Here is a 12,791-nt window from a genome sequence, read left to right on the forward strand (position 1 = left end):
GGGCTCAGACCTCGGTGAACCGGGGCAGGGTCAGAGCGACGGTGGCCCCCCGGTTGGCCTGCGGATCGAGGCTGAGGAGGCCGCCGTGGGCCTCGATCAGGCTGCGCGCGACGGCGAGACCAAGCCCTGCGCCCCCGGTCGCCCGGTTGCGCGACCCCTCGCCACGGGTGAAGGGCTCCTGCAATGCCTCGCGCGCTTCGGGCGGGATGCCGGGGCCGTCGTCCTCGATCCGGACAAGGACGCTGTCGGTGGTGCCCTCCAGCCCGATGCGGGCGGCAGCGCCGTAGCGCACCGCGTTCTCGGTGAGGTTCAGCAGGATCCTGCGCAGCGCGAGCGGGTCGCCCAGAACGTAGAGCCCCTGTTCGGGCGTGCCGGGCAACAGGGAGACCGCCATGCCGCGCCCGGCCAGTTCAGCCGCCTCGGACCGGACCAGTTCAGCCATGTCGACCAGTTCGCGCAGATCCTCGCCGCTGCTGCCGCGCGCGGCGAGCAGGGCATCGTCGAGCAGGCGGGTCATGCTCTCGATGTCGGCGATGGCGCGGTCGCGCTGATCGGGGTCTGGGATGGACTCGACCCGCAGGCGCAGGCGCGTGGTGAAGGTTCGGACATCGTGCGAGATGCCTCCGATCAGCGCCATGCGGGCCTGCAGAACGGCGGCGAGCCGGGTCTGGAGCTGCGACAGGGCGCGGGCGAGGGCGCGGATCTCGTGGCTCTGGCGGCGGGTTTCGGGCAAAGGCACCGGCGCGCCGGAGAGGTCGATCCGCTCGGTCGCCCGCGCCAGTTCCGCGAGTGGCCGGGTTTCGCGCCAGAGGGTCCAGAGCGCAACCAGCGAGATCAGCGTGCCGACTGCACCGGCCATCAACCCGACCGGGGTGCCGAGCCCGGTGACGATGGTGGGGCTGGCCGCTTCGATCACCAGCCGTTCGCCCGAGGTGAGGCCGATCTGGAGCGTCAGTAGCTTGCGGCGCTGCCAGTTCAGGTGGATCGGGTCGTCGGGCCGGGCCGCGCCGGGCTGGCGTGTCGCGGTGAAGGGATGGCCCGCGAGCGCCCCGGTGTAGCGGCGCATCAGTGTCTCGTCGGTCCGGGCCGGGGCGCCTGCCTGCAGGGTGCCCTCGGGCAGGAGGGTGAGCGAGAAGGCAGGTGTCTCCAAGGCTGCAAGCAATGTCTCGCGTTGATCCGGCGGCGTGTCCTCGACCAGCGTCACGATGGCGGCGATGCGCTCGGGCGCGGGCTCGTAACCGAAGATCGCCCCAGAGCCGCCGGTGTAGCCCGCGATGAGGAGGGCGAGCCACATGGCCAGCAGGGCGGCGACGAGGAAGGCGCCGAGCCTGCGGATCCGGGTGGGCGAGCGTGTGGCCATCTCAGGGCAGGGTCCGGACCACCTGTGTGAACAGGTAGCCACCGCCACGCACGGTCGAGATCAGCACCACGTCGGGGCTTGCCGCCGCGAGCTTGCGGCGCAGGCGCGAGATCAGCACGTCGATGGTGCGGTCGAAGGGATCGGCGCTGCGGCCGCTGACCGCGTCGATGAGCTGGTCGCGCGACAACAGCCTGCGGGGGCGCCGCACGAAAGTTGCCAGCAGGTCGAACTCGGCGCTCGTCAGGGTGACGGGCAGGCCGGCGGTATCGCGCAGATCGCGGCCGTCGAGGTCGATCACGAAGCGGTCGAAGGCAAAGGTCTTGCGCGCCTCGGATTCGGGCGAAGCACCCATCCGCGAACGACGCAGCAGGGCCCGGATGCGGGCGACCAGCTCGCGGGGAGCGAAGGGTTTGACGAGATAATCGTCGGCACCGAGTTCCAGCCCCAGAACGCGGTCGATCTCGTCCCCGCGCGCGGTGAGCATCAGGATCGGGACAGCGGAATGCGCCCGGATCCTGCGGCAGAGCGAGAGCCCGCTCTCGCCGGGCAGCATGACGTCGAGGATCAGGAGGTCGGGATCGCCTTGGGCAAGCTGTGCCTCTGCCTGCGCGGTGTCGGCGGCGGTCGTGACTCGGAACCCCTCGGTCTCGAGCAGGGCGGCGACCAGTGCGCTGATCTCGGGGTCGTCCTCGACGACCAGCAGGGTGTCGGCCGGGGCCGGGGCGGGGCGGGGTTCCATGTCCGCAGTCTCGGCAATCGGTCGGGGCGGCGCAATCAAATCCGCCGCCGTTTACAAAACGACATGTTTCGACACGGGCGGTTCAACGCGGGTTCACGAGAGGGTTCCAGACATGCAGGACCAGAACCATCCAGAGGACCCCGCCATGCTCCGCTCCGCCATTCTGATCGTTGCGCTTGCCATCTGCGCCACCACCGCCACCGCCCAGACCCTGACCAAGAGCCAGAGACTCGAGCTGAAACAGAACTGCGGCGCCGACATCAAGCGGCTGTGTACCGGCGTCAAGGCGGGCGAGGGGCGGTTGGCCCAGTGCATCCGCGACAAGCGCGAGGCAGTCAGCCCGGCCTGCGCCAAGACGGTGGACGAACTGCTGCCGCAGGCCAAGGGCTGAGGCGCGGAGCAGGCCAGAGTCCAGACCCGATGACGCAGGTTCGCTTTCGGCCCCGATGGGCCCTGTTCGCCGCGCTGTGCGCGCTTGTTCTCCTTGCCCGGCCCGTTGCCGCCGCCGAGGAGGTGCGGACCGTCGTGCCGACGGTTGCGCCTGCGTCGCGCGCGCTGAGCGAGGTGGGACTGGTCAAGGCGGCCAGCAGCGTCGACCTCGTCGCGCGGGTCAGCGGAACGCTGGAACAGATCGCCTACCGCGACGGGGAGCCGGTGGAGCAGGGCGCGCTGCTGTTCGTCATCGAGCCTGCGCCCTACCGTGCGGCGCTGAAGCAGGCCGAGGCGGCTGTGACCAAGGCGCAGGCGACGCTGGACAACGCGCAGGCCAGCCTCGAGCGCGATCTCAAGCTGAATTCGAACAGCATCGCCAAGGCGCAGATCGACGCGGTGCGCACCCAGCGGGACGAGGCGCGCGCGCAGCTTGCTTCGGCCGAGGCGCAGCGGGACGCGGCCGAGATCAACCTTGGCTACACCGAGATCAGGGCGCCCTTTGACGGATACGTCAGCGCCCATCTTGCGGATGTGGGCGCGCTGGTGGGGCAGGGCGGCGTGACGACGCTGGCAACCATCGTCCAGCTCGACCCTGCCAAGGTGACCTTTGCCATTCCCGATACCGACATGCTGCGCCTGCGCGACGTGGGCAAGGCGCGGGGCCTCACCCGAAAGGACCTGTCCGACATCGTGGTCGAGGCGCGGACGCGCGAGGGGGAGGATCCCTTGATCGGCAGCATCGACTATGTGGCGCCGCTGACCAATGCCGCGACCGGCACACTCTCGGTGCGGGCGGTCTTTCCCAATCCTGACCGGGTGCTGTTGCCGGGCCTCTTCGTGCGGCTCCGCATTCCTTACGAGACCGTGGCCGACGCGCTCTACCTGCCAGACGCGGCCATCGGCTCGGACCAGGGCGGCAGCTATGTGCTGGCGGTCGGATCGGATGGCCTCGTGCAGCGGGTCGATGTCACGCTCGGCGTGAGGGGCGAGGCCGGGCAGGAGGTGAAGGGTTCGCTTGGTAATACGGCTCGGGTAGTCGCCAACGTCATGTCGGGGGCCAGGCCCGGCGACATCATCAACGCGGTGGAGTAGGGCCTTTGTTCGCACGTTTCTTCATCCGGCGTCCGGTTCTGGCCAATGTCATCGCGCTGCTGACCATGCTGATCGGCGCGGTGTCCTTCTTTCGCCTGCCGATTGCGCAGTACCCCGACATCACCCCGCCGACGATCCAGGTCTCGGTGCGCTTTCCCGGCGCGAGCGCGGCGATGGTGATGGAGACGGTCGGGCTGCCCATCGAGCAGCAGGTGAATGGCGTGGCGGGCATGATCTACATGCAGTCCACCAGCACCGGCGACGGGGTCTACAGCCTGACCGTGACCTTCGCCATCGGGACCGATGCGGACCAGGCCCAGATCCTTGTGCAGAACAGGGTCGACGCGGCGACCGCGCTGCTTCCCTCCTCGGTGCAGACGCAGGGCGTGACCGTTGGCAAGCGGTCGACCGCGATCCTCGAGTTCGTCACGCTGTCGGGGGCGGATCCCAAGTACGACAGCCTGTTCCTTGCCAACTACGCACGCATCAACCTCGCGGACGAACTGGCGCGAGTGCCGGGGGTCGGCGGGGTTTCGATCCTCGGGGCGGGGGACTACGCCATGCGTATCTGGCTCGACGCCGAGCGGATGCGGGTGCTCAACCTCTCGCCCTCGGACGTGTCGAACGCGATCAAGGCGCAGAGCCAGACGGTTTCGGCGGGGCAGGTCGGCATGCCACCGGTGGCGACGGGGCAGGGGTTTCAGAGACCGATCGTGATCGACGGGCGGCTGAACGACGTGCAGGGGTTCGAGAACGTCGTGGTGAAGAGCGACCTGGCGAGCGGCACGGTGACCCGGCTGCGGGACATCGCCCGGATCGAGCTGGGGTCCAAGAGCTATGGGCAGGTGTTCCGGGTGAACGGACGTGCCTCGGCGGCACTGGCGATCAGCCAGTTGCCGGAGGCCAACGCGCTGGACGTGGCGCGGGCGGTCGATGCGCGGATGGAGGACCTCGCAAAGGACTTCCCGCCGGGGCTTGGCTACGACGTTCCCTTCAATACCACGCTGTTCGTCGATGCGGCGGTCGAGCAGGTCTGGCACACGCTGGTCGAGGCCTTCGTGATCGTGCTGGTGGTGATCCTGCTCTTCCTGCAGGACTGGCGCGCGACGCTGGTGCCGGCGACGACGGTGCCGGTAACACTGGTGGGCGCCTTCGCGGTGATGGCCGTCATGGGGTTCACGGTGAACATGTCCACGCTGTTTGCGCTGGTGCTTGCCATCGGGATCGTGGTGGACGACGCCATCGTGGTGGTCGAGGGTGCCGCAGAGAAGTTGCGCCCGGGCGTTTCGGGCCCGGATGCGGCAGAGGCGGCGATGCACGAACTGTTCGGCCCGATCATCGGCATCACGCTGGTGCTGCTGGCGGTGTTCCTTCCCGCGGCCTTCCTCCCGGGGCTGACCGGCGAGCTCTACAAGCAGTTCGCGCTGGTGATCGCCGCGACCGCGCTGATCAGTGCGGTCAACGCGATCACGCTCAAGCCGGTGCAGGCGGCGCAGTGGATGAAGCCGCTGGCCCCGCCGGAAAAGCGCAACGCCGTGTTCCGGGGGTTCGCGCGGTTCGAGGCGTGGATGGAGCGGGTCTACATGCGGATCCTGCCGCGCGTGCTGCGCTGGCGCATCGCGGTCTGCGTGCTGGCGGTGGGGCTGATGGGGCTGGGGTTTACGGGGCTGCAGAAGGTGCCGGGCGGGTTTCTCCCGATCGAGGATCAGGGCTACTTTGTCGCTTCCGTCTCGCTGCCGCCCGGTGCCTCGCTGGAGCGGACCGATGCGGCGCTGCTGGAGGTGGTGCGGCGGCTGGACGGGACCGAAGGCATCGCCAATGTCATCACGGTTGCCGGGGTTTCGCTGCTGAACGGCAATGCCTCGCTGTCCAATGCCGGGGCCGTTTACATCGTCCTGACCCCGTGGGAGGAGCGCGGCAAGGACCACGGCCTGCTGCCGATGTACCTGCATCTGAACGAGGTGCTCTCGGATCTGCCCGACGGGTCGGCACTGGTGGTGCCGCCGCCCCCGATGCAGGGTGTGGGCAGCGCGGCGGGCGCGCAGATGATGCTGACGCTGCAGGGCGGGAGCACCGATTTCGCCCGCTTGTCGGAGACCGTCGACGATTTCACCACGCGGCTGCGGCAAGACCCGCGCATCGGCAACATCAACGTCGCCTCGGCCACCGATGCACCCCAGATCATACTGGACGTGGACCGCGACAAGTCGGCGCTGATGGGGGTGAACGTCTCGGACGTGTTCTCGGCGCTGTCCGGCTATCTCGGGTCCAGTTTCGTCAACCAGTTCACTCGCTTCGGCCAGACGTTTCAGGTCTACATTCAGGCGGAGGGCGACACCCGCGCGATGGCGGAGGGGATCGGGCGGCTGAGCGTCGCGAATGCCTCGGGCGAGATGGTCCCGCTTGCGAGCCTTGTTCATCTGAGCGAGGGCTCGGGTCCGGCGCTCGCCACGCTCTACAATCTGCGTCCGGCGGTGCAGCTGCTGGTGCAGCCCCAGCGTGGGGTCAGCACGGGCACGGTGATGGAGATCATGGAGGCGGCCGCGGCCGACCTGCCGGCGGGCTTCGGGACCGAATGGACCGGTCTATCCTTTCAGGAGGAGATTGCGGGAAACCAGGTCTATTTCGCCTTCGCGCTGGCGCTGGTGCTGGTCTACCTGCTGCTGGCCGGGCAGTACGAAAGCTGGCTCGGGCCGCTGCCGGTGATCCTCTCGGTGCCTATCGCGCTGACCGGGACCGTCGGGGTCCTGCTGGCGCTCGGCTTGCAGAATACGCTCTACACGCAGATCGGGATCGTCCTGCTGATTGCGCTGGCGGCCAAGAATGCCATCCTGATCGTGGAGTATGCCCGCGACATGCGCATCCATCACGGCAAGTCGCTGATCGACGCGGCGCTGGCGGCGGGCGAGCGGCGGCTGCGGCCCATCGTGATGACCTCGCTTGCCTTCATTCTCGGGATGCTGCCGCTTGTGCTGTCGAGCGGTGCCGGGGCGAACGCGTCGAAATCCATCGGGATATCGGTGATCAGCGGGATGCTGGTTTCGACGGTGCTGGGCCTTTTCGTGGTGCCCGCGATGTTCGTGGTGGTCCGGCAGGTGGAGGAGCGGCTGGCGCGGCGCGGTCGCGCCCACGCCAGCCACGAGAGCTGAGAGCGGGAACGCCCGGACCGGGGAACCGGACCGGGCGCCGCAATACCTAGGCGATCAGGGTGAAGACCGCAGCGATGGCGATGCCGGAGATGGCGAGCCAGATCAGCAGGTAGCCCATGATGTCGCGGGCGGAGAGACCGGCAACGCCGAGGAGCGGCAGCGCCCAGAACGGCTGGATCTGGTTGGTCCAGCCGTCACCCCATGCGAAGGCCATGATCGTGTGCGCCGGGTTGGCGCCGAGCGCCGCCGCGGCTTCCATCATCACCGGACCCTGGATCGCCCACTGGCCGCCGCCCGAGGGGATGAAGAAGTTCACCACACCTGCGCAGAGGAAGGTCAGGACCGGGAAGGTTTCCGGCGTCGCGATCGAGATGATCGCGTCGGAGAACTGGGTCACGAGGCCCGAGCCGGTCATCATCCCGGCGATCCCGGCGTAAAGCGGGAACTGGATGATGATGCCTGAGGCCGCGCGCACGGCCTGATTGGTCACCGCGACATAGGCCGCGGGGCTGCGGTGCAGCACGAGACCGAGGGCGAGGAAGATCAGGATCCAGCTGTTCAGGGTGACCGAGAAGGAGCCGTTCACCATCTGGATGATCACGTAGGCGGCGGCCAGAAGGCCGAGGATCAGCGTGGGCAGGCGGCTGTGTTCCAGCCGGTCCGAAGGGGTCATGTCGGCAGGGGCCGGACGCGGCGCGAGCTCGTCGTCGGCCTCGCCCTCGAACTTGACGATCTTCTCGGGCTGTTTCTGGAACATGAAGAAGATGACCAGCAGGACCAGCAGGAGCAGGGTCAGCAGGATGTTCCACCAGGCGTAGAGCGTTTCGGACACGGGCACGATGCCGATGGCCTGCTCCATGAAGTGACCGGGCGTGGCGATGACCAGCGGGATCGAGGAGGAGGGGCCGCGCACCAGTTCACCGCCATATGCGGCGGCGACGATCAGCGGGAAGTGGACGTGAACCCGGCGGCCCATTTCACGGGCGAGGATCGCACCCGCGACCATGCCGAAACCCCAGTTGAGGTAGTAGCAGACGAAGCTGGTGATGATGGTGATGGCAAGCGCCTGGCGCATGTTGCCCGCCTTGCGGGTCAGCGCCGAGAGCATGGCCTGAACCGGCGGGGTCATGGCCAGCACGTAGCCGGTGACCAGCACGAGGACCATCTGCATGGCAAAGGTAAAGAGCTTGGCAAAGCCGTCGCCCCAGAAGCCGGCCATGGCAACGGGCGACTGGCCCGCCATGCCCATGCCGAGCAGGAACACGATGAAGGTCAGGATCAGGGCCAGCACGAAGGCGCTTGGCAGGTAGCGCTGCACGATGCGCACGGAAAAATTGGTAATCGCTTCCACGGGAATTGGGTCTCCTATGCGATAGAGAACCGTTCGGCAGCGCCTGCGGAGGAGTCCGGAAATGTCCGTGCCTCGGCACGACACGGGGGTCGGCTGCCGGGTGGGACACCAGGAAAGCTGCGGGGGGTCTCTGTTGTTCTAGTCGATGTCCAGTGATTGGGCTGGGTCGGCCGCTGGCCAGCGGCTTACGGTGACAGCCGATAGACCATGGTTCACGGGTGAACAAGGCGCCGAGGGCGCGGTTGACCGGAAAATCGAACCCGGTTCGGGTGCTTTTTTGCGCTGTTCCCTGTGCCGGACCGCACAGAGGTTGCCTAAGGGGAAGGTACAGGCGCATCCGGCCCGGTGCGGGGCGACCTGTTCGGAGCCCTTGCCCGCGACCCGGAGATGCCCGACAAGGGGCTGGACTGCCGATTGCCGGGACGACCCCGGGCGATAGGCTACGCTGATGTTCTCACCGGAGTAGACTGATGAAGTCCCTGTTTCACCTGGCCATCCACATTACCGACCTCGACGAGGCGCGGGCCTTTTACGGCGGCGTGCTTGGGTGCAAGGAGGGCCGCAGCACCGAGACCTGGGTCGATTTCGATTTCTTCGGTCACCAGCTGTCGCTGCACCTCGGCGAACCCTTCAAGACGACCCGCAGCGGCAAGGTGGGCGATCATATGGTGATGATGCCCCACATGGGCGCGGTCCTGCCGCTGGAGGATTGGCTGGCGCTGGCCGACCGGCTGGAGGAGAAGGGCGTTGCCTTTGACATTCCGCCAGTGGTCCGGTTCGAGGGGGAACCGGGCGAACAGCGCACCATGTTCTTCTTTGACCCGTCCGGAAACCCCATCGAGATCAAGGGGTTCCGTGACTTCGCCTCGGTCTACGCAAGCTGAGGCGCGCTGACTGGCGTTGAAGGGGAGGCATGGTAGAGCCATGCCTCCCCGGCTTTAGGCGATGCCGATCAGGCCTCGGGGAGCCAGCGGCGGGCCTGCTCGCTGGCATCGTCGTAGCTGCCTTCGAAGACCGGCGAGGCGATTGTCGCGCGGACGTGCAGGATGTCTTCCGAGATGTTGCGGAACCCGTGGCGCACCCCTGCGGGGATCAGGACCGACTGGTTCTTCTCGGCGATGACCTTCTCGCTGCCCACGGTGATCTCGGCGCGGCCGCTCATGACCTCGAGCACTTCTTCCACCGCGTGGTGGTGGATCGGCGCACCCAGCCCGGGCTGGCACCATTGTTCGAAGATGCAAAGCTGGTGCGATCCGCCGACGGCGGCGATCCGCATCTGGGTCTCGACGCCTTCGCGCCAGAGTTCCCGTTCGGGCGTGTTGTGATCGATGGCAAGCATTTAGACTTCTCCTGTCTGCTAAGCGGTGGTTCGGAAGGCGGGCCGGCACGACCCCTCTGTTCAGGCGGGGCGGCGGCCCTGCCTGTGTCTTGAAACTGTGGGTCCCGCCGTCAGCGGGGCCGGATGTGCAGGGTGTCAGGTGGCGGGCGGGGCCCCGACGGACTGCCTGAGAATGACGTGGGTGTCATAGCGGTAGGATGACAGCGGGCGGCCCTCCTCGAGATAGCTGATTACCTGTCGCGCCGCGTTCCGCCCGATCTCGGCCGCCGGAACGGCGACCGTCGTTAGCGGCGGGTAGAGCAGGCTGGCGTATTCCAGTTCGTCGAACCCGGTCAGCGACACGTCTTCCGGCACGCGGATCCCGAGTTTCATGCAGACAGAAAGGGTGCGGTAGGCCAGCACGTCGCGGTTACAGAGGATCGCCGAGACCCGGTTCTCGCCCTTCAGCAACTTTTCCAGTCGCGGAGAGGGATCGGCCTCGGGCGAGGACAGGTCGATGTCTTCGAGGAACACGGGCAGGCCATGTTCGGCCATCACGTCGCGGTAGGCGTCGATCCGTGACTGCTGCCGGTCGTTGGCGATCATGTTGGCCGAGAGCATGGCGATGCGCTTGTGACCCAGCTGCAGCAGCAAGTTCACGAGGAGCTTGGTGGCCGAGTAGTTGTCGATCCCGACACAGGGCACATCGCTGCCCTCGTGGTAGGAATAGGCGCTAATCAGCGGGAACTTCTGCGCCTTCTGCAGCCTGAACAGGTCCGGGTCGTCGATCCGGCCAAAGACGATGATCCCCTCTGCACCGTTGGCGATCATGGTGCGGGCGTGCTTGCTGAGTTGACGGTTGTCCCAGCCGACGGGCTGGATGAAGCCGACGTAACCTGCCTCGCTCAGCGCGCTGTGCACGCCAGCGGCGAAGACCGAGAACAGCGGGTTGTCGAGCTGCGGCAGCAGCGTGCCGATCACCCGGGTCCGTTGTTTGCGCAGCGCCTTGCCGACCGAGCTGGTCACGTAGCCGAGTTCGGCCACGCTGGCCTCGACCTTGCGGCGCATGTCATCGCTGACCACGTCGGGCGTGTTCAGGGCACGTGACACGGTCGCGATCGAGACACCGGCATGCCGGGCCAGGTCAAGGATCGTCGGGCGACCGTTCGGCACGGTCTCTTTCTTCTGTGTCTTCCTAGGCTTGTCCATGCCGGTCCCCCCTGACGCACCATACGCTTATGTGCCATCGCATGGCCTTGATCAACGTTTTCTCCACGGAAGTCTCCTGACCGGGCCTCAAAACTGGCTGTGGCTCAGAAACTCCTTCAGGCGGGGGCTCTTTGGTGACAGGAAAACCTCTTCGGGGTTGCCGGATTCAGCGATCACGCCCTTGTCGAAGAAGACGACGCGATCGGCGACCTCACGGGCGAACTTCATCTCGTGGGTCACGGCGATCATTGTCATCCCTTCGGACGACAGATCGCGCATGGTGGCCAGCACCTCGCCGACCAGCTGCGGGTCGAGCGCCGAGGTGACCTCGTCGAACAGCATGTAATTCGGCGACATCGCGAGCGCGCGGGCGATGCCGAGGCGCTGTTGCTGACCCCCGGACAGGGCGCCGGGATAGACGTCGGCCTTGGCCAGCAGGCCGACCCGGTCAAGCTGCCGCCGGGCGATCTCGTCCGCCTCGGCACGGGGCAGGCGCAGCACCTTGCGCAGGGCGAGGGTCACGTTGCGCTGGACCGTCATGTGCGGGAAGGCGTTGTAGCTCTGGAACACGATCCCGAGCTTCTGGCGCAGCTTGTTGAGGTCGGTGTCGGGCGCGAAGACGCTGGTGCCGTCGACGTGGATTTCGCCCGAGTTGATGGTTTCGAGGCCGTTGATGCATTGCAGTAGGGTCGACTTGCCCGAGCCGGACGGGCCGATCATCGTGACCACCTCGCCGCGCTCGATCGTCAGGTCGATCCCCTTGAGGACCTCGAGCTGGCCGAAGCTCTTGTGAACGTTCTGGATGCTGATCATCGCTCAGGACCTTTTCTTGAGGGAGCGTTCGAAATAGCCCCCCACCATCGACAGCGGGAAACAGATGACGAAGTAGAAGCACGCGGCCAGCGTCAGGAGGGGCAGGGGATCCTGCGTGCGGGTGATGATGGTCTGCGTCGCCTTGAGCAGTTCGGCGTAACCGATCACGGCGACGACCGAAGTGTCCTTGACGATGCCGAGCATGAGGCCGAGCCAGGAGGGGAAGGCCTGACGCACGCCCAGGGGCAGGACGACGTAGGCGTATTCCTGGCGCGCGGTCATGCCGAGGCTGCGGGCGGCGCGGCGCAGCGGGGCGGGCACTGCGAGGATGGCATCGCGAACCACCTCGGCGGTGTAGCTGCCCGCGAAGAGGGTCAGGGCGATGGTTCCCGCGGTGAAGGCCGAGATCGGGGCCCCGAGGACCGCGAAGCCCGAGAAGATCAGCGTGACCTGTACCAGCAGGGGGATGCAGCGCAGCACGTCAACCAGAGTATCGACGGCGAGACGCACGACGGCAAAGCGCGACATCTTGAGCAGACCGAGGACGATGCCGAGGAGCGTTGCCAGCAGCCCCGCGGCGAGGGTCATCTGGATCGTCTTCCACGCGCCGTAGGCCATCATCCAGTAGTCGCGCGGCGTGATGCCGGTTGAGAACATATCGTTCATGCGTTTGCGCCTCCGGGCTTGAGGAACCGCATGCCGAACATGATCAGCTTGGCCAGCACGATGTAGGCGACGGCGATGGCGAGGAAGAACTCGAAGGTCTTGAAGGTGCGCATCTGGTAGTCCATCGCGACGCCACTGAGGTCATAGAGACCGATGAGTGCCCCGAGGGAGGTGTTCAGCATCGACCAGATGAACTGGTTGGACACCGAGTTGTAGGTGTTGCGGAACACCTGCGGGAAGACCACGTAGCGGTACGCCATCGCGGGGGTCAGGCCCAGCGAGCGGCTGGCCTTGAACTGGTTGGCGTTGATGCCGTTCAGACCGCCGCGGAAGATCTCGGCGAGGTAGCCCGCGTTGTTGAAACTGATGGCGAGGAAAACGGCGGCCCAGGCGGGCATGAAGATGCCGACCGCGCCGAGCCCGTAGTACATGGCGTAGATCTGCGCGAGGCAGGGGGTGTTGCGCGCCAGTTCGATCCAGGCGCGCGCAGGGGTCTTGGCCGCGAGGTTCCGGCCCGCCGCGGCAACTGCCAGAGGCGCGGCGAGCAGCATCCCGACGACCATCGAGGCGACGGCGAGCGAGAGGCTGACCGCCGCACCCGAGAGCAGGTCGGGCAGAGCGTCCAGGACGACGCCGAATTGAAAGGTGTATCCCATTCCGCT

General features: G+C 66.9%; 12 protein-coding genes. 4 read left to right on the top strand and 8 right to left on the bottom strand.

The window, feature by feature from the left end; all coding sequences use genetic code 11:
* Positions 1-4: 4 nt before the first annotated feature.
* Together DDT93_RS16530 and DDT93_RS16535 are read right to left on the bottom strand one after the other, a co-directional pair.
* Positions 5-1,360, bottom strand: coding sequence for a sensor histidine kinase (locus tag DDT93_RS16530; protein WP_109466976.1), 1,356 nt, complete (start codon positions 1,358-1,360; stop codon positions 5-7).
* Between the two features lies 1 nt (position 1,361).
* Positions 1,362-2,099 carry a response regulator transcription factor gene (locus DDT93_RS16535; protein WP_109466977.1) on the bottom strand — a complete coding sequence of 246 codons (738 nt, stop codon included), beginning with the start codon at positions 2,097-2,099 and terminating at the stop codon, positions 1,362-1,364.
* Positions 2,100-2,211: 112 nt separating this feature from the next.
* Here DDT93_RS16535 and DDT93_RS26540 point away from each other — a divergent pair, with 112 nt between their 5' ends.
* Genes DDT93_RS26540 through DDT93_RS16545 form a run of 3 tightly spaced genes read left to right on the top strand, consistent with a single transcriptional unit; the run spans position 2,212 to position 6,772 of the window.
* On the top strand, positions 2,212-2,490 hold the full coding sequence (locus DDT93_RS26540; RefSeq protein ID WP_157960201.1) for a hypothetical protein: 279 nt from the start codon (positions 2,212-2,214) through the stop codon (positions 2,488-2,490).
* Positions 2,491-2,519: 29 nt separating this feature from the next.
* A complete protein-coding gene (locus DDT93_RS16540) occupies positions 2,520-3,623 on the top strand; it encodes an efflux RND transporter periplasmic adaptor subunit (RefSeq protein WP_157960202.1) in 1,104 nt (367 codons plus the stop codon).
* 5 nt (positions 3,624-3,628) lie between these two features.
* On the top strand, positions 3,629-6,772 hold the full coding sequence (locus tag DDT93_RS16545) for an efflux RND transporter permease subunit (RefSeq protein ID WP_109466979.1): 3,144 nt from the start codon (positions 3,629-3,631) through the stop codon (positions 6,770-6,772).
* A gap of 46 nt (positions 6,773-6,818) precedes the next feature.
* On the opposite strand, the gene DDT93_RS16550 is transcribed toward DDT93_RS16545, so the two are convergent.
* Complete coding sequence (locus DDT93_RS16550) at positions 6,819-8,123, bottom strand: short-chain fatty acid transporter (RefSeq protein WP_109466980.1); 1,305 nt, start codon at positions 8,121-8,123, stop codon at positions 6,819-6,821.
* Between the two features lie 470 nt (positions 8,124-8,593).
* On the opposite strand from DDT93_RS16550, the gene DDT93_RS16555 reads away from it, so the two are divergent.
* Positions 8,594-9,007, top strand: coding sequence for a VOC family protein (locus DDT93_RS16555; RefSeq protein ID WP_109466981.1), 414 nt, complete (start codon positions 8,594-8,596; stop codon positions 9,005-9,007).
* A gap of 68 nt (positions 9,008-9,075) precedes the next feature.
* Here the strand turns inward: DDT93_RS16555 and DDT93_RS16560 are convergent, their stop codons facing one another.
* The 5 genes from DDT93_RS16560 to DDT93_RS16580 all read right to left on the bottom strand — a co-directional run bounded on the left by DDT93_RS16560 (position 9,076) and on the right by DDT93_RS16580 (position 12,785).
* Entirely contained in the window at positions 9,076-9,462 is a 387-nt protein-coding gene (locus tag DDT93_RS16560; protein ID WP_109466982.1) for a cupin domain-containing protein, read from the bottom strand.
* 135 nt (positions 9,463-9,597) lie between these two features.
* Positions 9,598-10,650: a LacI family DNA-binding transcriptional regulator gene (locus DDT93_RS16565; protein WP_109466983.1), complete on the bottom strand. Its 1,053-nt coding sequence runs from the start codon at positions 10,648-10,650 to the stop codon at positions 9,598-9,600.
* A gap of 87 nt (positions 10,651-10,737) precedes the next feature.
* Complete coding sequence (locus DDT93_RS16570; protein ID WP_109466984.1) at positions 10,738-11,463, bottom strand: amino acid ABC transporter ATP-binding protein; 726 nt, start codon at positions 11,461-11,463, stop codon at positions 10,738-10,740.
* Between the two features lie 3 nt (positions 11,464-11,466).
* Positions 11,467-12,129: an amino acid ABC transporter permease gene (locus tag DDT93_RS16575; protein WP_109466985.1), complete on the bottom strand. Its 663-nt coding sequence runs from the start codon at positions 12,127-12,129 to the stop codon at positions 11,467-11,469.
* Positions 12,126-12,785: an amino acid ABC transporter permease gene (locus tag DDT93_RS16580; protein ID WP_109466986.1), complete on the bottom strand. Its 660-nt coding sequence runs from the start codon at positions 12,783-12,785 to the stop codon at positions 12,126-12,128. Before DDT93_RS16580 ends, DDT93_RS16575 begins: the two co-directional genes overlap by 4 nt.
* Positions 12,786-12,791 lie beyond the last annotated feature (6 nt).

This window comes from Albibacillus kandeliae (assembly GCF_003116585.1).
Lineage (GTDB): Bacteria > Pseudomonadota > Alphaproteobacteria > Rhodobacterales > Rhodobacteraceae > Albibacillus > Albibacillus kandeliae.

Coding starts and splice junctions, on each gene's coding strand:
- DDT93_RS16530 (WP_109466976.1), bottom strand. CDS start 1,360: ATGGCCACACGCTCGCCCACCCGGATCCGCAGGCTCGGCGCCTTCCTC.
- DDT93_RS16535 (WP_109466977.1), bottom strand. CDS start 2,099: ATGGAACCCCGCCCCGCCCCGGCCCCGGCCGACACCCTGCTGGTCGTC.
- DDT93_RS26540 (WP_157960201.1), top strand. CDS start 2,212: ATGCAGGACCAGAACCATCCAGAGGACCCCGCCATGCTCCGCTCCGCC.
- DDT93_RS16540 (WP_157960202.1), top strand. CDS start 2,520: ATGACGCAGGTTCGCTTTCGGCCCCGATGGGCCCTGTTCGCCGCGCTG.
- DDT93_RS16555 (WP_109466981.1), top strand. CDS start 8,594: ATGAAGTCCCTGTTTCACCTGGCCATCCACATTACCGACCTCGACGAG.
- DDT93_RS16560 (WP_109466982.1), bottom strand. CDS start 9,462: ATGCTTGCCATCGATCACAACACGCCCGAACGGGAACTCTGGCGCGAA.
- DDT93_RS16565 (WP_109466983.1), bottom strand. CDS start 10,650: ATGGACAAGCCTAGGAAGACACAGAAGAAAGAGACCGTGCCGAACGGT.
- DDT93_RS16570 (WP_109466984.1), bottom strand. CDS start 11,463: ATGATCAGCATCCAGAACGTTCACAAGAGCTTCGGCCAGCTCGAGGTC.
- DDT93_RS16575 (WP_109466985.1), bottom strand. CDS start 12,129: ATGAACGATATGTTCTCAACCGGCATCACGCCGCGCGACTACTGGATG.
- DDT93_RS16580 (WP_109466986.1), bottom strand. CDS start 12,785: ATGGGATACACCTTTCAATTCGGCGTCGTCCTGGACGCTCTGCCCGAC.